A 21,479-nucleotide genomic window follows, 5' to 3' on the forward strand; every position below is an offset into this window, starting at 1 on the left:
TATGCCGCAGGGAGGCGCCCGACGCCAATGGGTCCGGCGCGCCGGACCGACGAGGACCACGGCATGAACGCCTTCGCCATCCCCGCCTCCCGCATCGGCGATGCCCGCCTCGCCGAGCGCCTGCGGCGCGAGACGGCGGGCGAGGTGCTGTTCTCCCCCGGCGACCGCGGGCGCTACGCGACCGATGCGAGCATCTACCAGGTCGAGCCCGTCGGCGTGCTGGTGCCGCGCCGCGTCGCCGACGTCGAGGCGGCGATGGCGATCTGCCGCGAGGAGGGCATCCCCCTCCTGCCGCGCGGCGGCGGCACCAGCCAGTGCGGCCAGACCGTCAACCGCGCCCTGGTGGTGGACTGCACGAAATACCTGCGCGCGGTGATCGAGGTGGACCCCGCGGCGCGGCGCGCCACGGTGCAGCCCGGCATCACCCTCGGCGCGCTGAACGAGGCGCTGAGGCCGCACGGGCTGTTCTTCCCGGTGGATCCCTCGACCTGGGCGCGCTGCACCATCGGCGGCATGGCGGGGAACAATTCCTGCGGCGCGAAGTCCATCCGCTACGGGCTGATGGCCGACAACGTCACCGCCATAGACGCGCTGCTCGCCGACGGCACGCGGTTCCGCTTCGGCGAGCTGCCCGGCAACCTCGGCGCCGAGGTTCCCGCAGGCATCGCCGACCTGATCCAGCGCCTGCGCGCGCTCGGGGCGCGCGAGGCGGAGGAGATCGCGGCCCGCTTCCCGAAGCTGCTCCGCCGCGTCGGCGGCTACAACATCGACGCGCTGACGCCCGAGGCGCGCGCCGCCGGGCGCGGCAACCTGGCGCGGCTGCTGGTGGGAAGCGAGGGGACGCTCGCCTTCTCCGCCGCGCTGGAGCTGAAGCTGTGGCCGATCAAGCCGCGCAAGGTGCTCGGCATCTGCCAGTTCCCGACCTTCCGCGCGGCGATGGAGGCGGCGCAGCACCTGGTCACGCTCGACCCGGAGGCGGTGGAGCTGGTGGACCGCACCATGATCGAGCTCGGCCGCTCGATCCCGATCTACCGCGCGACCATCGAGCGGATGCTGATCGGCGAGCCGGACAGCCTGCTGATCGTCGAGTTCCACGGGCACGAGGACGCGCCGCTCGCCGCCGCGCTCGGCCGGCTCGAGGCGATGATGGCCGATCTCGGCCATCCCGGCGCGGTGGTGCGCGCGACCGATCCCGCCTTCCAGGCCGCGGTCGCCGAGGTGCGCGAGGCCGGGCTCAACATCATGATGTCCATGAAGGGCGACGGGAAGCCGGTCTCCTTCATCGAGGACTGCGCGGTCGCGCTCGAGGACCTCGCCGACTACACCGAGCGGCTGAACGAGGTCTTCGCCCGCCACGGCGTCAAGGGCACCTGGTACGCCCACGCCTCGGTCGGCTGCCTGCACGTCCGCCCGGTGCTGAACATGAAGGACCCCGCCGACGTCGCGCGCATGCGCGCGATCGCCGAGGAGTGCTTCGCCCTGGTGCGCGCCTACAAGGGCAGCCATTCCGGCGAGCACGGCGACGGCATCGTCCGCTCCGAGTTCCACGAGCCGATGTTCGGCCCCCGCATCGTGCGCGCCTTCGAGGAGGTGAAGGACGCCTTCGACCCGCGCGGCCTGCTCAACCCGGGCCGCATCGTCCGCGCCCCGCGCATGGACGACCGCACGCTGTTCCGCTACCCGCCGGACTACCGCGCCGATCCCGCCGTGGTGCCGGCGCTCGACTGGTCGGCCTGGCCGGGGCCGCAGGGCGGGCTGCTCGGCGCGGTGGAGATGTGCAACAACAACGGCACCTGCCGGAAGTTCGACGCCGGCGTGATGTGCCCCTCCTACCGCGCGACGCGCGACGAGCGGCACGTCACGCGCGGCCGCGCCAACACGCTGCGCCTGGCGCTGACCGGCCAGCTCGGCCCGGACGCGCTCGCGTCGGACGAGGTGCACGCGGCGCTGAGGCTCTGCGTCTCCTGCAAGGGCTGCCGGCGCGAGTGCCCGACCGGCGTGGACATGGCGCGGATGAAGATCGAGGCGCTGGCGGCGCGCGCGCGCCGGCACGGGATCGGCGTCAAGGACCGGCTGATCGCCTCCCTGCCGCGCTGGGCGCCCTTCGCCAGCGTCGCGCCCTTCGTCGCGAACGCCCGCGACGCCGTCCCCGGCCTTGCCGCGCTGTCCGAACGCTGGCTCGGCCTCGCGCGCGAGCGCAGCCTGCCCCGCTTCCGCCGCGACGCCTTCCACGACGACGAGGCGCATGTCCATGCGCCGGACGTCCTGCTCCTCGCCGACACCTTCGACCGCTACTTCGAGCCGGAGAACCTGCGCGCGGCGCTGCGCGTCCTCGCCGCCGCCGGGCAGCGCGTCGCCGTGGCGCGGGCGCCGCGCGGCGCGCGCCCGCTCTGCTGCGGCCGCACCTGGCTCGCCGCCGGCCTGGTCGAGCAGGCCCGGGCGGAGGCGCGCCGCACCGTCGAGGCGCTCGCCGCCTCCGACGCGCCGGTGATCGGCCTCGAGCCCTCCTGCCTGCTCACCCTGCGCGACGAGTTCCCCGCCCTGTTCCCCGGCGACGAGACGGAGCGCCTCGCCGCGCGCGCCTTCCTGCTCTCCGAATGGCTCGCGCGCGAGAACCCGGCGCTGGCCCTGAAGCCGGTCGCGCCGGCGGCGCACATCCACGGCCACTGCCACCAGAAGAGCTTCGGCGCCTTCCCCGCCGCGGTCGCGGCGCTGCAGCGCGTCCCCGAACTCGAGGTGAAGCCGATCGCCTCCTCCTGCTGCGGCATGGCGGGCGCCTTCGGCTACGAGGCGGAGACCCTGCCCGTCTCGAAGGCGATGGCCGAGCTGGCGCTGCTGCCCGCCGTGCGCGCGGCGCCGCGCGAGCACCTGATCGTCGCCGACGGCACCTCCTGCCGCCACCAGATCCGCGACCTCGCGGGCCGCGAGGCGCTGCATTCCGTCCGCGTCCTGGAGCGCGCGCTGGCATGAGCGACGCGACCACCCCCGGCGCCGTCCTCGCCTTCTGGTTCGAGGGCGACCGCGAGACCCTGCGCGAACGCTGGTTCACGCCCGACGCCGCCTTCGACGCCGCGATCCGCGCGCGCTTCGGGGCGCTGGTCGCGCCCGCGGCCGCCGGCGCCCTCGATCCCTGGGCGGCGACGCCCGAGGGCGCGCTCGCCCTCTGCCTCCTGCTCGACCAGTTCCCGCGCAACCTCCACCGCGGCACCGCGCGCGCCTACGCCTGCGATCCGAAGGCGCGGGAGATCGCCCGCGCCGCGGTGCTGCGCGACCGCCACGACCTTCGCCTGACCGCCACCGAGCGCGTCTTCCTCTACCTTCCCTTCGAGCATTCGGAGGACATGGCCGACCAGGACCTGTCCGTGGCGCTGTTCGAGGGGCTGCGCGACCACCCCGCGCATCGCGCACCCGGCGGCACCATTGACTACGCCTGGCGCCACTGGCTGGTGATCCGGGAATTCGGCCGCTTTCCCCACCGCAACGCGGCGCTCGGGCGCGCCAGCACCGCGGCGGAGAAGGCGTATCTCGCGCGGCCCGACGCGGGCTTCTGAAGGCGGCGGCGACACGCCCGGCTCGCCGTCCGGCGCAGCCCACCGGGCGCTGCCGCGGGGGGCGCGATCCGCCTCGACGGGCCGGTCTCGCGCCGCGACCATCGGACGGCTTGCCGGCGGCCCGCCCGGGTGTAGCCTCCCCTCGAAGGGACATCGGCCTCGCGGGAGGACGCCATGGACGGCACCGCGGCAGCGGGCGCGCCGCGCCCGGACATCAGGCTCAGCATCGCGAAGAAGGCGACCGCGCCGCTGGTGCCCGGGCGCCGGAAGTTCTTCCGCCACCGCGACCTCGGCGTCTCCGACGCCACCGGCGGGCGGATGCGCGCCCAGGTGATGGAGGCGATCTCCGGCATGACCGAGCCGACCGGCTGGCACACGCACCAGTGCGAGGCGCAGTTCGTCTACGTGCTGAAGGGCCGGGTCGAGCTCGAGTTCGAGGACGGCACCCGCGACCGCTTCGAGCCGGGCGACGCCATCCTCATTCCCGGCGGGATGAAGCACAACGAGATCGCCACCTCCGACGACGTGGAGATCCTCGAGCTCTCGATCCCCGGGCCGATGGGCACCACCCCCTGCGACCCGCCGCCCGGCATCGCCGGAGGGGCCGCCGCGATGAAGGCGTGAGGTCGTCCGCGCCCGCCCGGCCCGCCGCGTGCGGCCAGGCATCGGGCGCGCACCCGTTGCCGGGATGGCCTTCCGGCATCGGGACGGCCCGTCGGCAGACGGGGCACGATACCGGGAGGATCCGCCATGCGCTTCCAGGAACAGGTCGCCGTCATCACCGCGGCGGCGAGCGGCATCGGCCGCGCCACCGCGGACATCATCGGGCGGGAGGGCGGCACCGTGATCGCCGTGGACAACAACGCCGAGCGCCTGGACGCGGCGGTGAACGCGATCCTCCGCGCCGGCGGGCAGGCCCACGCCTACCTCGCCGACGCGCTCGACGAAGGCCAGGTGAACGCCCTGGTGGCCGAGGTGGCGGACCGCTTCGGCCGCATCGACGTGCTGGTGAACGCGGTCGGCGGCAGCACGATCATCGCCGATCCGGCCGCGACGACGGAGGCGCTGACCCTCGCCGAGTGGCAGGCGCTGCTGCACTTCAACCTGACCGGGACCTTCCTGTTCACCCACGCCGTGATCCCGGTGATGAAGCGACGGGGACGGGGCAAGATCGTCAACCTCGCCTCGATCGCCGGCCGCGGGCTGAGCGAGGCCAGTTCCTCCGCCTACGCCGCGGCGAAAGGCGGCATCATCGCCTTCACGAGGAAGCTCTCGATCGAGCTCGGCCCGCATGGGATCAACGTGAACGCGATCGCGCCGGCGACGACGCTGACCGAGCGCATCCGCCCGCGCTGGGAGCAGCGCCCGCCCGAGGAACGCGCCCGCGACATCGAGCGCACGCCGCTGCGGCGCATGGGCGAGGCGGCCGACCAGGCGAAGGTGATCTGCTTCCTCGCCTCCTCCGACGCCGACTTCGTCACCGGCCTGACCATCGACGTCACGGGTGGGCTCTAGCCGGAACGGGCGGCGCCGCGCGCCGCCGCCCGCCGCAGCCGCCTATTCCAGCCGGGCGCCGGAGATGCGGACCAGCTCCGCCCATTTCGGGACCTCGGCGGCGAGGAAGCGCGCCGACTCCTCGGCGTCCATGACGACCGGGATGGAGCCCATCTCCTCGATCCGCTGCCGCATCGCCGGCCGGCTCATCACCGCCATCGTCTCGCGCGCGATCCGCTCCACCGCCGCCCGCGGCGTCTGCGCCGGCGCGAACAGCCCCTGCCAGGAGGTCACCTCGAACCCGGGCAGGATCTCGCCGATCGAGGGAAGGTCGGGGAACAGGGAGTGGCGCTGCCGCGTCGTCGCGCCGAGCGGCCGGATCTTCCCTTCCCGAATGTAGGCGAGCACCTCGATCAGCGGATTGATCACCAGCTGCACCCGCCCGGCGATCAGGTCGAGCGCCGCAGGCGCGCCGCCGCGATAGGCGACGTGCGTCATCTCCAGCCCGGCCATGTGGGCGAGCAGCGCCCCGGAGATGTGCTGCGAGCTTCCCACCCCCGCCGAGCCATAGCTGATCCGCCCCGGATTGGCGCGGGCATAGGCGATGAACTCCTGCAGCGTGTTCGCCGGCACCGAGGGATGGATGGCCGCCATGTTCGGCGACAGCGCCACGATCGAGACCGCCACGAAGTCGCGCAGCGGGTGGTAGGAGAGGTTGGGATGCATCGCCGGCGCCGCCGCCATCGGCGTGTTGGTCCCCATGAACAGCGTGTAGCCGTCCGGCGTGCTCCGGGCGACGTACTCGGCGCCGATCGTGGCCCCCGCCCCGGTGCGGTTCTCCACCACCACCGACTGGCCGAGCGGGCCGGTGATCGCCTCCGCCACCAGCCTCGCCATGGTGTCGGTGGCGCCGCCCGGCGCGAAGGGCACGACGATGCGGATCGGCCGGTCTGGCCGCCACTGGCCCTGCTGCGCCGCCGCCGCGGACGGGACGAGCGGCGTCGCCGCGAACGCGGCGAGAAGACTGCGACGGTTCATGTTTCGCTCCCTACGACGATCGGGGCGTTTGACGCCCTCTGTCCGGCATTGCCCGGCGCGGGCCCCGCCATGCCCGGCGAGCCTAGCCCGGGCTCCGCGGGGCGCGCCAGCACGGCATGAACCCGCGCGCGCCGGGTGCCCGGCTCCTTACCGGCGCGGCGCGGCCCGGAAGGGAGCGGAGCTGCACAACGGCCCCGCTTCCCTCCGCCGCCGGTCCGCCTGGCCGGGCGGGGTCGTCCTCCGCGGCACCGCACCGGATGGCGCCGCCATGCCGGCGAGCCTGCTCGGGGGTTTCCCAAGGTCCGGCCGCGCCGCCACCGCCGGCGCCCCGCGCGATCCGGCGAAGCGCAGCGACCGCGCCATCCGGGCGCGGCTTCCGGGTCTGGTGCCGGCCGGATCCCACCGGATCGGCCCGGACCCGGCGTTCCCGACGCCGGGGGAGGCACCGTGGCGGACGCGCGGATGCTGGTGGGCCAGGCCTTCTGCGTCCCTAGCCGCATTGGTGGGCGCCACTCCCCGGCGGGGTCGGCGACCGCCGGGGAGCATCAGTCGGTGACCAACCGCCAGCGCTGCGACGCGAAGGAGCGCCGTGTCGGATCGGTCGCGCCTTCGATGATCTCCATCGGGGACCGCACCCGCGGCACGATGACCTGGATCTGATGCGGTCCCGGCCCCGGCGGCAGGACGACGCGGTGCAATACGACGCCGGAGGCGTCCGGCTCGCCATGGCTATGCCGGAGCGGCCGCCGCTCGGGACCCGCGAAGAAGCGGAACTGGTCGGCCGCGATGCCGAGCACGACCGCGACCTCGAACTCCAGATAGCGTTCGCCCGCCGCGTTGGTGACAAGGATCTCCGAGGCGGGCATGGGCCCTGCCCACCACTCGCTGACGCCGTCGCCGCGCTCGACCCGCGGATACCAGCCCCGGGTCAGCCGGATCTCGCTCTCTCCAGCCTTATAGGGGCACATCGCATTGGCCAGTCGGCGCAGGCCGAGATGCGGAGCGTCGAGCACGTCGCGACGCCATTGGGCGTAAGCCTCCCGCGCGAGGCTCCAGAGCGTGAAGTCGAGGCCGAGCCGCTCCATGCTTCCGGCCACGACATCCCGCAGCCTCTGCAGGTCCACGTCGCCCGAGGCGGCGCGGTTGCGCGACGCCTCGAACGGCAGGTGTATGCCCTGCTCGACCGACCAGAGCATGCAGAACTCGTCGATCGATTCCGTCGGCACGAGCCAGGTGATCCGGTCGAGCGCCTCGCCCATCTTGTCGAGGACCCAGCGCGTCTCGCTCGCGACCCGCGGCCCGAGCCCGGTCCCGAAGAACGCGACGGCCAGGCAGCGCGCCTGGAAATTCAGCAGGATGTCGCCGTAATGCTCGAAGAAGGCGGCGGGCGAGAGCTGGTTCGCGGCGCGGTGCAGCGACATCCGCGGCTCGCGGCGGATATGGCGATAATGGGAGATCACCTGGCCGATGGGCTCGCGGACGGTGCAGATGACGCGCACCTCGTCGCCGGCATTGCGCAAGGCGCCGCCGCGCACGTGCGCCTCTACGAAGTCGTAGCGCCCCTTGAGGGCGGCCAGCGCCTCCTCGCTCGCGATCGGTCCCCGGAGGAAGTAGGCGCGCTCCGGAGGAAAGGCGGAGCCGATCCGCTCCGCGACCGTCTGCCCGCCGGTCTTCGGGATGTGCAGATAGAAGTACATCTCCGGTCCTGTGATCCTTCCTTGCGCGATGCCGGTCGGACGGCCTGCGCCGAGGCGGCCGCCCCGCTCCCCTGGATCGGTCGCCTCACTCCGGATCGAGCCGCGAGAGGTAGAGGATGCTGTCCTCGCTCTCGGCCAGCACCTCCTCCGCCCGACACGCCCGCGCGATCCCGTCGAAGCCGATGCGGCGCAGCGGGAACCGGGCCGCGATCGCCGCCAGCGTCTCGGCCGGCGCGCGGCAGCGGCGCGGATTGAACTCGAGCACGATGCGGATTTCCGGGCTGCGCGCGATCAGTCCCTGCATCCCTGCCCAGACGGCCTCCTCGGCGCCCTCGACGTCGATCTTGGCGAAGTGCACGGGACGGTCCGCGATCGCCGCGTCGAGCGAGACCATCGGCACGGTGCCGACCTGGTAGCCCTGCGCCGCGTAGCCGGCGAGCGTCCGGTCATCGGCCCCCGGCTCCAGGCGCCCGTTCTTCGGATCGGAGGCGAGCGAGACGAACGGTACCGCCTCGGCATCGCGGTCGCCGACCGCCGCGGCGCGCGTCTCGACGACGTTCCAGTAGCCGTTCACCGCGACGTTGCGGGAAAGCAGCTCGTTGAGCCGCGGATTCGGCTCGAAGGCGACGACCCGCCCGCCGGGGCCGACGATGTCCGCCATGAGCATCGTGTAGTAGCCCATGTGCGCGCCGAGATCGAGCGCGGTCTGACCCCGCCTGAGGTTGCGCAGGACGAACTCGGTGATCCAGAACTCCCAGTAGCCGTCGAGCAGCAGGTGCGGTACCAGGCCGACGTCCCGGGTGTCCAGATACATCTTGTACCGCCCCAGGACGCGGCAGAGCGCCGTGTTCGGTTCGACGGCGGCGACGAAGCAGCGCGCGCGCACCGCGCCCTCGGCGGCGGTGCGGTGCGGCATGCCGCGCAGGTCCTCGAGGGTGAGGAGGCCGATCGCAAGCTCGGGCTGCATCGAGGGCACTGCGCTCCGGATCAGGGCGGGAGGACGATGCGGCGCGACCGCCGGAGGGCGCGCCGCCGCCTCTTATCCCCGGCGCGCATTCTCCGGGCAAGACCGCACTCTCCGGTTGCATCCCCTTCCGGCCGCACCCCTGCCGCAAGGCCCGGGGACCGCCGCACGCGCCACCCTCAGCGGCCCGCCCGCCACGGATTCGCCGCTGCGCCCCGCGCCCGCGGCGAGGCGGCCTGCACCATCATCATCTCCCCGATGGTCTCCGAGGTGACGTAGCCCATCAGCCGGCCCGCCCCGTCCACCACCCCGACCGCCGGCACCCCCCCGCCCTCCATCAGCAGGCGCAGCGCCTCCGCCAGCGGCTGCCGGTGGTGCACCAGCGGGATCTCGGCGTGCATCACCTCGAGCACCGGCGTGTCCGGCCCCTGCGCCCGCAGCGCCTGGACCATCGCCTCCCGCGTCAGCACCCCGCGCAGCTTCCCGCCCCCGTCCACCACCGGGAACTCGTGCTGGGTCGTGCGGATCAGGCACTCCACCGCGTCCGCCACGGTGGCCGAGGGCGGCAGCGATTCGAACCGCGTCACCATCGCGTCCGACACGATCACCCCGCGCGAGACCTCGCGCATCTGCGCCGCGTGCGCCTCGCCGGCGGCGCCGAGCCAGACGAAGAGGGCGATGAAGATCAGCAGCGGGTTGCCGAGCAGGCCGAGGACGCCGAGGCCGAAGGCGAAGGCCTGCCCGACCGAGGCCGCGATCTGCGTCGCCCGCAGATAGCCCATGCGGTAGGCGAGCAGCGCGCGCAGCACCCGCCCCCCGTCCATCGGGAACGCCGGGATCAGGTTGAAGACCGCGAGGAAGCCGTTCACCAGGGCGAGGCGCGCCAGCATGTCCACGCCGGGCCGGTGCACCTCGACGCCCTCCTCCGGCACGAAGCGGCCGACGACGAGCCAGAGCAGCAGGACGATCGCGAAGCTCACCGCGGGGCCGGCGAGGGCGATGACCAGTTCCTGCCCCGGCTGCTCGGGGATCCGCTCGAGCCGGGCGACGCCGCCGATCGGCAGCAGGATGATCTCGGGCGTGCGCACCCCGTAGCGGCGGGCGGCGAAGATGTGCCCGAACTCGTGCAGCACCACGCAGACGAACAGCAGGGACACGAACACGATGCCCTGGAACGCCGCGCTCCACCCGCCCTCGGCGTAGTGGATCATGCCGATCCAGAGCAGCAGGAGGAAGAAGGTGAGGTGCAGGCGGATAACCGTGCCCTTCACCGCGCCGAGGGGGATGGACCAGCTCATGCCCGCTTATTTCAGCCCGGAGGCTCCGGGCGCAATGGCAAGACGCGCCGGGACGGCCGCGGCGCGCCCGCCGCATCGGGCCGCGCCCGCGGCGCGCCGCGCCAGGCCGACCCGACCGCGGACCGGGCCGCCCGCCGGCGCCGGCCCCCGCCCGGTGACGCCGGGCCGTCCGCCGCCTAGAACGGGGCCGGATGGGACCTGCCGACGCCACCGCCGACCACGCCGCCGACGAGGCCGCAGCGCGCCGCCTCCTGGCGCGCGCCGCGCGGGCCGGCCGTCGCCGGCTGCTCCTGCCGGTGCTGCTCGGCCTGGCCGGGACGCTCGCCGCCATCGCCCAGGCCTGGCTGGTCGCCCGGCTGCTCGCCGCGCTGCTCGGCCTCGGCCCCGGCGCGGGGTGGGCGGAGCTCGCCGGCGCCGGCGCCTTCGCCCTGCTCGGCCTCGGCCTCGGCCTCGCGCAGGAGCGCGCGCAGCAGACCGCGGGCGAGGCGGCGAAGGCCCGGCTGCGCGAGGCCGCCTTCGCCCGCCTGATCGAGGCCGGCCCGCTCGACCCCCGCCCGGTCGGCGAGCGCACGGCCCTCGTCGTGGACCGGATCGAGGCGCTGGAGGGCTATTTCTCCCGCTGGCTCCCCGCCGCGTTCCTGGCGCTGCTCGCTCCCGCCGCGGTCGCCCTGGCCGCGGCGATGGCCGACCCGGCGAGCGGCCTGATCCTGCTCGGCGCCGGCCTGCTGGTGCCGCTGGCGCAGGGCGCGAGCGGGATCGGCGCCGCCCAGGCGGCGCGGCGGCAGTTCGACGCGCTGCAGCGCCTCTCCGGCCGCTTCCTCGACCGCATGCGCGGCCTGCCGACGCTCGTGCTGTTCAACCGGCAGGAGGCGGAGGCGACGAGGCTCGGCGCGGTGGCGCAGGAGCTGCGCCGGCGCACCATGCGCGTGCTGCGCGTGGCGTTCCTCGCCTCGGCCGGGATGGAGCTGATCGCCGCGGCTGCGCTGGCGCTGCTCGCCATCCGCCACGGGGCGGCGCTGGCCGCGGCCGCCGGCATCCCGCCCGGCGGCGCGGCGGCGGAGGCGCTGTTCGTGCTGCTGCTGGTGCCCGCCTTCTTCGCGCCGCTGCGCGGCTTCGCCGCCGCCTACCACGAGCGGCTCGCGGCGCGCGGCGCGGCCGCCGCCCTGGCGCCGCTGCTCGGCGAGGCGCAGCCGGACCGCCCCGCGCCCGCGCCGGGCCTGCTCCTCGCCGAGGTGCCGCCGCAGGTCACCGTCACCTTCCAGGAGGTGCGCCTCGTCTACGACCCGGCCCGCCCGCCGGCGCTGGATGGGCTCAGCTTCCGCGTGCTGCCCGGCGAGACGCTGGTGCTGACGGGCGCCTCGGGCGCCGGCAAGACCTCGGTGCTGCGCCTGCTGATGGGCTTCGCCCGGCCGGACGGCGGGCGCATCGCGATCAACGGCCGCGACGTCACCCTGCTGCGCCCTTCGGAGCTGCGCCGCCTCTCCGCCTATGTCGGCCAGCGCGCGCACCTGTTTCGGGCGACGCTCCGCGAGAACATCCGCCTCGCCCGCCCCGAGGCGACCGAGGCGCAGGTCGAGGCGGCCGCCCGCGCGGCCGGCGTCATGGAGTTCGCCGGCGCGCTGCCCCGGGGGCTCGACACGCTGGTCGGCGAGGGCGGCTGGGGACTCTCCGGCGGCCAGGCGCAGCGCGTGGCGGTGGCGCGCGCCTTCCTGCGCGACACGCCGCTGGTGCTGCTCGACGAGCCGACCGCGCATCTCGATCCCGGGACCGAGGCGGAGATGTGGGAAAGCCTCCGTCGGCTCTGCGTCGGCCGTACCGCGATCGTCGCGAGCCACGCGCGCGCCGCGCGCGGCGGCGCGCTGCGCGGCGCGCGGGTGCTGGAGATCGCCGCCGGCCGCGCCCTCGGCGCGGCGCGGGCGGCGGGGGCGTGAGCATGCCGGGCGATCCAGGCCATGCCGGATGCGGCGCCGCGATGCGGCGCGACCTCGCCCGCGTGCTCGCCGAGCTCTGGCGCGGCCATGCGGGCCGCCTCGCCGGCGGCGCGGCGGTGGCGGTGGCGGCGGCGCTGCTCGGCCTCGCGCTGCTCGCCCTGGCGGGGCTCGGGGTCGCCGGCGCGGGCGGACAGGCGGCGCTGGCCGGCGCGGGCCTCGTCTCCGGCCTCGCCGCCCTGGCGCTGCTGCGGCCGCTGGTCCCGCTGCGCCCGCTGGCCCGCTACGCCGAGCGCCTGCTGACCCACGAGGCGACCTTCCGCGCCCTGGCCGACACCCGGCTCTGGTTCTTCCGCCGCCTCGCCGAGCGCCTTCCGGCGGGGCTCGGCCTGCGCCGCGCCGGCGACCTGCTCGGCCGGCTGGTCGCCGATGTCGAGGCGCTGGACGGGCTCTACCTGCGGGCGCTGGTGCCGGGCGCGGCGGCGCTCGCGGCGGTGCTGGCGATCGCGCTGCTGCTCGGGATGCTGGCGCCCAGGCTCGCCGCTGCGGTGGCGCTGCCGCTGGCCCTCGCGCTGCTCGCGCCGCTGGCGCTCGCGCCGGCCGCCGCGCGCGCCGCCGCCGCGGCGGCGGCGTCGCAGGGCGCGCTGCGCGCCGCGGTGGTGGACCCGCTGACGGGGCTCGAGGACACGCTCGCCGCCAATGCCGAGGGCCGCGCCGCGGCCCGCCTGGCGGAAGCGGGTGCGGCCCTCGCCGCCGCCCAGCGCCGGCTGGCGATGCGCGGCGCCCTGGGCGGGGCGCTCGGCGGGCTCCTGGTGCAGGCCGCGCTGCTCGCCGCGCTGGGCTGGGGGCTGGCCGCGGGGCCGGAAGGGGTGGCGCCCGCCCTGCTCGCCCTGTTCCTCGTCGTCGCGGCGGCGGAGACGCTCGGCCTCATGCCGCGCGCGGGGGCGGCCCTCGCCGCGGCCGCAGCGGCCGCGCGTCGGCTGTTCCAGGCGGCGGACCAGCCGCCGCCGGTGGCCGAGCCGGCCGCGCCCGCCCCCCTTCCGCCGCGCGGCCACGCGATCCGCATCCGCGACCTGCGCTTCGCCTGGGCGCCGGACCGGCCGCCGGTGTTCGAGGGGCTCGACCTCGACGTCCCGGAGGGGGCGAGGGTCGCGATCCTCGGCCCCTCCGGCAGCGGCAAGTCCACGCTCGCCGCGCTGCTGCTGAAGCTTGCCGCGCCGCAGGGCGGGCGCATCACCCTGGGCGGCGCGGACCTCGCGACGCTGCCGGCGGCCGCCGTCCGCGGGCGCATCGCCTGCCTGACGCAGGATGCGCGGCTGTTCGACGACACGATCGCGGCCAACCTGCGCCTCGCCGCGCCCGAGGCCGAGGACGCCGCGCTGTGGCGGGCGCTGGAGGCGGCGCGCGTCGCCGAACTCGTGCGCGCCCTGCCCGAGGGGCTGGAGACGCGCTGCGGCGAGGCCGGCGCCCGCCTCTCCGGCGGCCAGGCGCGGCGGCTGGCGCTGGCCAGGGCGCTGCTCTCCCCGGCGCCGGTGCTGATCCTCGACGAGCCCGCCGCGGGGCTGGACACGGAAACCGAGTGCGAGTTCCTCGCCACGCTCGACGCGGCGACCGCCGGGCGCAGCGTGATCCTGATCGTGCACCGGCTGATCGGGGTCGAGCGTCCGACCCGCATTCTCCGCCTGATCGGCGGCCGGGCGATCCCGGCGACCGGATAGCCGCGCGCGGCGGGCGCGGCGGGGCTCCGCGGCGCCTCCACGACATGCGTGCCGCCCGGTGTCCTCTTCCGCGCCCGGCCGGCCGTCCCGTTCGGCCGCCCGCCCTGCTCCCCGGCCGCGCCTGGCCATCGGCCCCGCTGGCGCCTCTCCGTTGCGCCGGCGAGGGTCGGCGGGTTGCCCCTCGCCCCCGGCAGCCCGGGTTTCCTCGCGGCACCGTCCGGTCGCGGCCCTACAGGCGGGGCGAAGCCGGCGGCCACCCCCGGCTCCGCGCGAATCGCGGGGAACCGCGCTGCGCTTGAACGCGGATGTGGTTCGTCTCCGCTGCCCGGGCCGAAGAATCGTGACAGAATCGGGCTACCTTCCCTCCCTGGCGGCGAAGGCATGGCTGCCGCGCGGCGCCGCCCGCGGCGGGCAGGTCCGCGGGCATCGCCCCGGTTCCCCCCAGAGCAGGCAAGGAGTGCAGGCTTGGCCCATCCCGGAGCGATCCCCGCGCACCGCCCCCTCGACCCCGCGAAATTCCGCGACCCGCGCAGCACGGCGAAGGGCGAGCCGCGCGCCTCGGTGGCGCCGATCGGGCTGCGCACCCTGTGGTTCAACACCGGCACCCTCTGCAACATCACCTGCCGCGGCTGCTACATCGAGAGCAGCCCGCGCAACGACGCGCTGAGCTACCTCACCCTCGGCGAGGTGGAGGCCTTCCTCGAGCAGGCGGCGGCGCTTCCCGGCGCATCGCTGCGCGAGGTCGGCTTCACCGGCGGCGAGCCCTTCCTCAACCGCGACCTGCCGGCGATGCTGCGCGCCGTCCTGGCGCGCCCCGGCGGCCTGCGCGCCCTGGTGCTGACCAACGCGATGCGGCCGATGCGGCGGCGGGAGCGCGAGCTCAAGGCGCTGCGGGACGAATTCGGCGCGGCGCGCCTGGTCCTGCGCGTCAGCCTCGACCACTACGACGCCGCCGTGCACGACCTCGAGCGCGGCGAGGGCAGCTTCGCCAGGGCGCTCGACGGCCTGGTCTGGCTCGCGCGCGAGGGCTTCACCGTGCACGTCGCCGGCCGGGCCGCCTTCGGCCGGGAGGACGAGGCCGGGCTGCGCGCCGGCTTCGCGCGGCTCTTCGCCGCCCACGGCATCCCGATCGCCGCCGCCGATCCCGTGGCGCTGACCCTGTTCCCGGAGATGGACGCCTCCGCCGACGTGCCGGAGATCACCACCGCCTGCTGGGGCATCCTCGGCCGGCGGCCGGAGGAGATGATGTGCGCGACCTCGCGCATGGTGGTCAGGCACAGGGGGGCCGCGCGCCCCTCCGTGGTCGCCTGCACGCTGCTGCCCCACGACCCGCGCTTCCGCCTCGGCGCGACGCTGGCGGAGGCCGACCGGCCGGTGGCGCTGAACCACCCCCATTGCGCGCGGTTCTGCGTGCTCGGCGGGGCGGCCTGCTCGCGCTGAGGCCCGGCCGGGCGGGCACGAGGCGCTGCGCCGACCGGCCGCGACGCATCCGGCGATCCCGCCGGCGTGAAACGATCGTCAGGCGCCGCGCCCGCCCCGACGACGCACCCTGACATCCGGCCCCCGGCGTGGCAGACAGCAGGCATGCCCGACGACATCGGCGCCCTGCCTTCCGACCCCGCCGAGATCCTGCGCCGCGTCTTCGGCCATGCCGCCTTCCGCGGCCAGCAGGAGGCGGTGATCCGCCACGTCGCCGCCGGCGGCTCCGGCCTCGTGCTGATGCCGACCGGCGGCGGCAAGAGCCTCTGCTACCAGGTGCCGGCGCTGTGCCGGCCCGGCCTCGGCGTCGTCGTCTCGCCGCTGATCGCGCTGATGGAGGACCAGGTCGCCGCCATGCGCCAGCAGGGCGTGGCGGCGGGCGCGCTGCATTCCGAGCAGCCGGAGGAGGAGCGCCGCGCCGTCCGGCGCGCCATGCGCGAGGGCGAGCTCAAGCTGCTCTACGTCTCGCCGGAGCGGCTGACGCTGAACGGCACGCTCGACGACCTGGCGCAGCGCGGGATCGCGCTGTTCGCGGTGGACGAGGCGCACTGCGTCAGCCAGTGGGGCCACCACTTCCGGCCGGAGTACCGCGACCTCGGCATCCTCGCGGAGCGCTTCCCGCGCGTGCCGCGCCTCGCCCTGACCGCGACCGCCGATCCGCGCACGGTCGAGGACATCCGCCGGCAGCTCGGCCTCGCCGGCGACCCGGTGTTCCGCGCCTCCTTCGACCGGCCGAACATCCGCATCGAGGCGCAGGCGAAGGAGCAGGAGCGCGCGCAGCTCCGCGCCTTCATCGCCGCCGCCTCGGACGGCTCGGGCGCGGGCATCGTCTATTGCGGCACCCGCGCCAGGACCGAGGCGACGGCGCAGTGGCTGCGCGCCGAGGGCCACGACGCCCTCGCCTTCCACGCCGGCCTCTCGCCGGAGGCGAAGCGCGAGGCGCACCGCCGCTTCGCCCGCGGCGACGCGGTGGTGATGGCCGCGACCATCGCCTTCGGCATGGGCATAGACCGCCCCGACGTGCGCTGGGTCGCGCACACCGACCTGCCGCGCAGCCCGGAGAGCTGGTACCAGGAGATCGGCCGCGCCGGCCGCGACGGACTGCCGGCGCGCGCCTTCCTCCTCTACGGCGCGCAGGACATCGCCATCGCCCGCCACCGCATCGAGGACAGCCCCGCGCCGCCCGAGCAGAAGCGCATCGAGCGCGCGCGCCTCGACGCCATGGTGACGATCGCCGAGGCCGCGACCTGCCGGCGACGGCTGCTGCTGCGCTGCTTCGGGGAGGACCACGCGGCGGAGAACTGCGGCGCCTGCGACGTCTGCCTCGACCCGCCGCGGGTCTTCGACGGCACCGTGGCGGCGCAGAAGCTGCTCTCCGCGGTGCTGCGCACCGGGCGGCGCTTCGGCGTGGCGCACATCGTGGACGTGCTGCGCGGGCGGCTGACCGACAAGGTGGCGCAGTTCGGCCACGACACGCTGCCGACCTTCGGCGTCGGCAAGGACCTGTCCGACGCCGCCTGGCGCGGCGTGGCGCGCCAGCTCGTCGCCCGGGGGGCGCTGGACCTGGCCGAGGTCGGCCAGCACGGCAGCGCGCTGGTGCCGACGGAGGCGGCGCGCCCGATCCTGCGCGGCGAGGCGACGGTGATGCTGCGCGAGGACGTGGTGGCGCCGCGCGCGAGGGTCCGCGCGGCGAGGCCCGCGCCGGCGACACCCGACGCGGCCGCGGCCCTGGCGCCGGGCGGGGACGCCCCGCTCTACGCCGCGCTGCGCGCGTGGCGCCGCGACGTGGCGCAGGCGCAGGGCGTGCCCGCCTACGTCGTCGCGCTCGACCGGACGCTGGCCGAGATCGCCGCGCGCCGGCCGCGCACCCCGGACGAGCTGGCCGAGGTGCCCGGCTTCGGGCGCAGCCGGGTGGAGCGCTACGGCAAGGCGATCCTCGCGATCCTGGAGGGGCAGGAGCCTCGGGACCTGCCGGAGCGCGAGGTGCCGGATGCGCCGCCGCCGCCGACCCTCCCCGCCGCCACGGATCCGGACACCGGCGCGCCGGCTGCCCCGGGCGGCGATGGCGGTGCGAGCCCGGCCCGCACCTTCGACGCCGCGCTGCGGGCCGCCGCGCACGCCGCCGCGGTCGAGGCGCACGCGCAAGGCGCCCCGCTGTTCGAGGTGCTGCGCGCCTGGCGCCGCGCCGTCGCCTCGGGGCTCGGGATGCCCCCCTACGTCGTGTTCCAGGACCGCGCGCTCGCCGCGATCGCCGAGGCGATGCCGCGCGATGCGGCGGCGCTCGCGGCACTGCCCGGCATCGGGCCGGCCAGGGGCGAGCGGTACGGGGCGGCGCTCGCCGCCGTGCTCGCGGCCTGCGCGGGCCGGCCGGGCGCGGCGTAGCGGCGCCATGCTCGCCCGGCTGCGGTCCTGGGCGCGGGCGGTCCGGCGCGACGCGCTGCTGCTCTGGCTCGCCGCGCGCGACCCGCGCGTGCCGCCGGCGGCGAAGCTGCTGGCCGCGGCGATCGCGGCCTATGCCTTCTCGCCGCTCGACCTGATCCCGGACGCGATCCCGCTGCTCGGCCTGCTCGACGAGGCGATCCTGCTGCCGCTGCTGGTGCTGCTGACGCTGCGGCTGATCCCGCCGGCGCTGCGCGAGGAGCTGCGCGCGCGAGCGGCGACGCTGGCGGAGCGGCCGGTCAGCCGCGCCGGCGCCGCCCTGGTGGTGGCGCTGTGGGCCGCGGCGACCGCGCTCGGCGCCTGGTGGCTGTTCGCCCGCCTGGCCGGCGACTGACGCCGGGGCTACCCCCGGGGCGCCGCCGTCGCGGCGGGCTCGCGCGGAACCTGGCCCGCGAGCCCGATCGCCTCCTCCAGCAACTGCGCCATGCCGAGCAGTTCCGCATCGCCATGGGGCCGGCCCACCAGTTGCAGCCCGACCGGCAGGCCCGCGCGGGTCGTGCCGCAGGGGACGGAGATCGCCGGGCAGCCGGTCAGCGTCACGACGAAGGTGAGGAACATCCAGTCTATGTAGGTCGCGAGCCGCACGCCGCCGATCTCCGTCGGGTAGGGCTGCTCGACCGGGAAGGGCGGCACGGCGACGGTCGGGCAGGCGAGCAGGTCGTGCGTCCCGAAGAACGCCGCGACGCGGTGGTAGAGGGCGGCGCGGGCGCGCTCGGCGCGGACGACCTCCTCCGCGGTCAGCCGCAGGCCCTTCTCGATGTTCCAGACGATGTCGGGGGCGATGCGCGCCCGTTCGCGTTCGAGCAGCGCGCCGCGCAGGGCGGCGAAGAGGATCGCGCGCTGGGTCTGGAAGGTCTCGATGGCGCCGGCGAAGTCCGGCGCCGCCTCCTCCACCGCCGCGCCCATCGCGGCGAAGCGCGCCGCGCCCGCGCGGCAGATCGCCGCCACCTCCGGGTCCACGCGGGAGAGGCCGAGATCGGCGCTGAACCCGACGCGGCGCGGCGGCCGGCGCTTGCCGAGCGCCGCGGTGAAGGAGACCGCCGGCGCCGGGCGCGACAGCGGATCGCGCGGCGACTCCGCCGCCTGCGCGTCGAGCAGCAGCGCCACGTCCGCGACGGTGCGGCCCATCGGCCCCTCCACCCAGAGCGTGTCGAAGGGCGGCAGCCCGGCGCCGCGCGGCACCACGCCGGGGCTCGGGCGCAGGCCGACGATGCCGCAGAAGCTCGCCGGGATGCGCAGGCTGCCGCCGAGGCAGCTCCCGTTGGCCAGCCACACCAGCCCCGCCGCCAGCGCCGCCGCCGCGCCGCCGGAGGAGCCGCCGGCCGACATGCGCAGGTCCCACGGGTTGCGCGTCGCGCCCCAGACCGGGTTGAAGGTGTTGGCGCCGGCGAATTCCGGCACGTTCGACTTGGCGATCGGGATCGCCCCGTTGGCGCGCATGGTCGCGACCGTGACGTCGTCCTCCTGAGCGACGTTGCGCGCGAAGATCGGCGAGCCGTAGGTGGTGAGCTGGCCGCGGACGTCGTTGTAGTCCTTGACCGCGATCGGCAGGCCGGCGAGCCAGCCGGGGCGGTCGGCCCGCGCGTCCCGCCCGGCCGGGAAGCGCCGCGCCTCCTCCCGCGCCGCGTCGAGGAAGCGAATCGGCAGCGCGTTCACCGCGCCGTCGCACGCCTCGATCCGCGCCGCGGCGGCCTCCACGAGCTCGAGCGGGGAGACCTTGCCGGCGCGCAGCAGCGCCACCGCCTCGGTCGCCGTCCGTCGGCAGAGTTCGTCCGTTCGGGCCATCACGACGCCTCCTCGCGCGCGCTGCGGTCCGGGAGCGATCCTCGCCCCGCCGCCCGCGGCGCGCCAGCCCGCGGCGCGAAGCCGTCAGCGCGGCGCGAGCGCGGCGTCGAGCGCGGCGAGCCACGCCTCGCCGCGGCGGCGGTTCGCACCGAGGTCGGAACGGCCGAACAGGCTGCGCGAATAGAGCCAGACCGCGCTGCGCCCGTCCGGCAGCGCCTCGACCTGCGCGGTCACGAGGTCGGGGAAGTTCAGCAGCGCGGTGCGCGCCACCCACTCGGCCTGGCGCAGCTCGGGCCATTCGGCGCGGCGCCAGGTGCGCGGGAAGTCGGCGGCGAGGCCGCGCAGCGCGCGCCACACCCGCTCCGGCGGCAGGTCGAGCGGCGGCAGCGCGCGGTGCTTCGGCCCCGGGTGGGTCTCGGGCGCGGCGAGGAAGGCGTTGGGCGTCCCCGGCAGGACGAGGCGCGGGAAGTCGATCGGCTCCGGCGGCGGCAGCCCGCCGCCCGCGCCGCGCGCGAAGAGGGCGCCGATCCCGGGGCGCGGCCGGTCCCCGCCCCCGCTCATGCGCCGGCGATGCGCAGCCGGATCACGCCGCGGATCTCGGCGGGGCCCGCCACCGGCCTGCCCTTGCGCAGGACCTCGATGCGGCCGGCCCCGGCCAGCCGCAGCGCCGCGGCGCGCACGGGACCGAGCAGGCGGCGCCAGTCCTCCGCCGCGCCGGCGCGTTCGGCGAGGGCACGGGCGACGTCGTTCGGGCTGATCGAGCCCTCGCGGCCGGCGGCCTCCGCCTGGCGCAGGATCTCCGCCGCGACCGCCGCGGCGTCGGGGCGCAGCGCCATCCCCGTCAGCCTCCCTCGCCGCGGCGCAGGACGAACAGCTCGCCCGCGACCGGCGCGCCGCGCTCCTCGCGCAGCGTGGCCGGCGCGCGCGCCAGCTCCGCGAGGCCGGCGGCGGCGGCGAGCGCCGCCACATGCGCCGGGTCGTGGCGGTAGCGCATGCCCTCGCCCAGCGCGTAGGGCGTGCCGGCCGGACCCGCCTCGACGGAGAAGGCGGCCACGCCGCCGGGCGCGAGAGCGGCGGCGATCGCCACCAGCGCCGGCGCCAGGTCGCCGAGATAGTTCAGCACGTCGGCCGCCGCGATCAGGTCGAAGGCGCCCCGGTGGCGCGGCAGCCATTCCAGCAGGTCGGCCTCGTGCAGCGCGGCGTAGAGCCCCTCGCGCCGCCGCGCCTCGGCCAGCATCCGCGGCGACAGGTCGAGCCCCTCCAGCCGCGCCGCGAAGGGCGCCAGCGCCGCGCCGGAGAGGCCGGTGCCGCAGCCGAGGTCGAGCACGCGCAGGCCCCGCTCCGCCGGCACCCCGGCCCGGCGCAGCAGCGCCGCCAGCGCCTCCGGCGCGCGGTAGCCGAGGCGCCCGGTCAGCTCGGATTCGAAGCGCGGGGCGTACTGGTCGAACAGGTCGCGCACATAGGCGGCAGGCGCCCGGGCGGGCGGCGCCGCGCGGCCGAGCGCGGCGAGCAGGAAGCGCGCCTGCGCCGCCAGGGCGGGGTCGCCGCGCGCGCGGCCCAGCGCCGCCTCGGCGGCCTGCGCGGCGCCGGCCGCGTCGCCCGCCTCGCGCCGCGCGTGGGCCAGCGCCAGCATCGGCTCGGCAGCGTCGGGGCGCAGCGCCGCGGCGCGCTCGAGCGGCGCGAGCGCCGCCCGCGGGTCGCCCATCGCGCACAGCGCCTGGCCGAGATTGCGCAGGGTCACGGCGTCGTCGGGGCGCGCGGCCAGCGCCTGGCGCAGCGTCGCGACCGCCTCGGCGAGCCGCCCCGCCTCGGCGAGCGCGGCCCCGTAGTTGGCGAGGAACGCCCCAGCCCCGGGGCGGAGCGCGACCGCGCGCGCCCCCCAGTCGAGCGCCGCTGCGAGGTCGCCGCGCTGACGCGCCGCGACGCCGAGCAGGTTGGCCGCGTTGGGATCGTCCGGCCGGACCCGCAGCACCTCGCGGTACAGCGCCTCGGCCGCGGCGACCTCGCCGCGGGCGTGCCGCGCCGCGCCCTCGCGCAGCCAGCGATCGGCATCCTCCGCTTGCGCCATGCCCCGGGTTCCGCAACTCA

At 76.4% G+C, this 21,479-nt stretch carries 17 protein-coding genes; 9 read left to right on the forward strand and 8 right to left on the reverse strand.

The features are described 5' to 3' along the window. The first annotated feature begins 63 nt into the window (after positions 1 to 63). The 4 genes from IEX99_RS18875 to IEX99_RS18890 all read left to right on the forward strand — a co-directional run bounded on the left by IEX99_RS18875 (position 64) and on the right by IEX99_RS18890 (position 5,066). Positions 64 to 2,970, forward strand: coding sequence for an FAD-binding and (Fe-S)-binding domain-containing protein (locus IEX99_RS18875; RefSeq protein ID WP_188903169.1), 2,907 nt, complete (start codon positions 64 to 66; stop codon positions 2,968 to 2,970). Continuing rightward, positions 2,967 to 3,551, forward strand: coding sequence for a DUF924 family protein (locus tag IEX99_RS18880; protein ID WP_188903171.1), 585 nt, complete (start codon positions 2,967 to 2,969; stop codon positions 3,549 to 3,551). Before IEX99_RS18875 ends, IEX99_RS18880 begins: the two co-directional genes overlap by 4 nt. A gap of 174 nt (positions 3,552 to 3,725) precedes the next feature. Next, on the forward strand, positions 3,726 to 4,175 hold the full coding sequence (locus IEX99_RS18885; protein ID WP_188903172.1) for a cupin domain-containing protein: 450 nt from the start codon (positions 3,726 to 3,728) through the stop codon (positions 4,173 to 4,175). Positions 4,176 to 4,301: 126 nt separating this feature from the next. Next, a complete protein-coding gene (locus IEX99_RS18890) occupies positions 4,302 to 5,066 on the forward strand; it encodes an SDR family NAD(P)-dependent oxidoreductase (protein WP_188903174.1) in 765 nt (254 codons plus the stop codon). A gap of 42 nt (positions 5,067 to 5,108) precedes the next feature. On the opposite strand, the gene IEX99_RS18895 is transcribed toward IEX99_RS18890, so the two are convergent. The 4 genes from IEX99_RS18895 to IEX99_RS18910 form a co-directional block, all read right to left on the reverse strand. Next, positions 5,109 to 6,083: a Bug family tripartite tricarboxylate transporter substrate binding protein gene (locus tag IEX99_RS18895; protein WP_188903176.1), complete on the reverse strand. Its 975-nt coding sequence runs from the start codon at positions 6,081 to 6,083 to the stop codon at positions 5,109 to 5,111. A 545-nt stretch (positions 6,084 to 6,628) separates the two neighbouring features. Further along, positions 6,629 to 7,780 (reverse strand): hypothetical protein, encoded by a 1,152-nt coding sequence (locus IEX99_RS18900; RefSeq protein WP_188903178.1) that lies wholly within the window; start codon positions 7,778 to 7,780, stop codon positions 6,629 to 6,631. 85 nt (positions 7,781 to 7,865) lie between these two features. Beyond that, positions 7,866 to 8,747 carry an FkbM family methyltransferase gene (locus IEX99_RS18905; protein WP_188903180.1) on the reverse strand — a complete coding sequence of 294 codons (882 nt, stop codon included), beginning with the start codon at positions 8,745 to 8,747 and terminating at the stop codon, positions 7,866 to 7,868. Positions 8,748 to 8,923: 176 nt separating this feature from the next. Next, positions 8,924 to 10,042 (reverse strand): site-2 protease family protein, encoded by a 1,119-nt coding sequence (locus IEX99_RS18910; RefSeq protein WP_188903182.1) that lies wholly within the window; start codon positions 10,040 to 10,042, stop codon positions 8,924 to 8,926. Between the two features lie 191 nt (positions 10,043 to 10,233). On the opposite strand from IEX99_RS18910, the gene cydD reads away from it, so the two are divergent. The 5 genes from cydD to IEX99_RS18935 all read left to right on the forward strand — a co-directional run bounded on the left by cydD (position 10,234) and on the right by IEX99_RS18935 (position 17,940). Continuing rightward, positions 10,234 to 11,973, forward strand: coding sequence for a thiol reductant ABC exporter subunit CydD (gene cydD, locus IEX99_RS18915; protein ID WP_188903184.1), 1,740 nt, complete (start codon positions 10,234 to 10,236; stop codon positions 11,971 to 11,973). 41 nt (positions 11,974 to 12,014) lie between these two features. After that, positions 12,015 to 13,688: a thiol reductant ABC exporter subunit CydC gene (gene cydC, locus IEX99_RS18920; RefSeq protein WP_188903186.1), complete on the forward strand. Its 1,674-nt coding sequence runs from the start codon at positions 12,015 to 12,017 to the stop codon at positions 13,686 to 13,688. 465 nt (positions 13,689 to 14,153) lie between these two features. Further along, positions 14,154 to 15,128 carry a radical SAM protein gene (locus tag IEX99_RS18925; RefSeq protein WP_229678143.1) on the forward strand — a complete coding sequence of 325 codons (975 nt, stop codon included), beginning with the start codon at positions 14,154 to 14,156 and terminating at the stop codon, positions 15,126 to 15,128. Between the two features lie 144 nt (positions 15,129 to 15,272). Then, complete coding sequence (gene recQ / locus IEX99_RS18930) at positions 15,273 to 17,549, forward strand: DNA helicase RecQ (protein ID WP_188903190.1); 2,277 nt, start codon at positions 15,273 to 15,275, stop codon at positions 17,547 to 17,549. A 7-nt stretch (positions 17,550 to 17,556) separates the two neighbouring features. After that, positions 17,557 to 17,940, forward strand: coding sequence for a YkvA family protein (locus tag IEX99_RS18935; protein WP_188903192.1), 384 nt, complete (start codon positions 17,557 to 17,559; stop codon positions 17,938 to 17,940). An 8-nt stretch (positions 17,941 to 17,948) separates the two neighbouring features. Here the strand turns inward: IEX99_RS18935 and IEX99_RS18940 are convergent, their stop codons facing one another. The 4 genes from IEX99_RS18940 to IEX99_RS18955 form a co-directional block, all read right to left on the reverse strand. Further along, complete coding sequence (locus IEX99_RS18940) at positions 17,949 to 19,391, reverse strand: amidase (RefSeq protein ID WP_188903194.1); 1,443 nt, start codon at positions 19,389 to 19,391, stop codon at positions 17,949 to 17,951. Positions 19,392 to 19,475: 84 nt separating this feature from the next. After that, entirely contained in the window at positions 19,476 to 19,952 is a 477-nt protein-coding gene (locus IEX99_RS18945; protein WP_188903195.1) for a DUF1499 domain-containing protein, read from the reverse strand. Next, positions 19,949 to 20,227, reverse strand: coding sequence for a DUF3253 domain-containing protein (locus tag IEX99_RS18950; RefSeq protein WP_188903197.1), 279 nt, complete (start codon positions 20,225 to 20,227; stop codon positions 19,949 to 19,951). Before IEX99_RS18950 ends, IEX99_RS18945 begins: the two co-directional genes overlap by 4 nt. 5 nt (positions 20,228 to 20,232) lie before the next feature. After that, a complete protein-coding gene (locus IEX99_RS18955) occupies positions 20,233 to 21,459 on the reverse strand; it encodes a methyltransferase domain-containing protein (RefSeq protein ID WP_188903199.1) in 1,227 nt (408 codons plus the stop codon). Positions 21,460 to 21,479: the final 20 nt, after the last annotated feature.

Source organism: Caldovatus sediminis, from assembly GCF_014644455.1.
Taxonomy (GTDB): domain Bacteria; phylum Pseudomonadota; class Alphaproteobacteria; order Acetobacterales; family Acetobacteraceae; genus Caldovatus; species Caldovatus sediminis.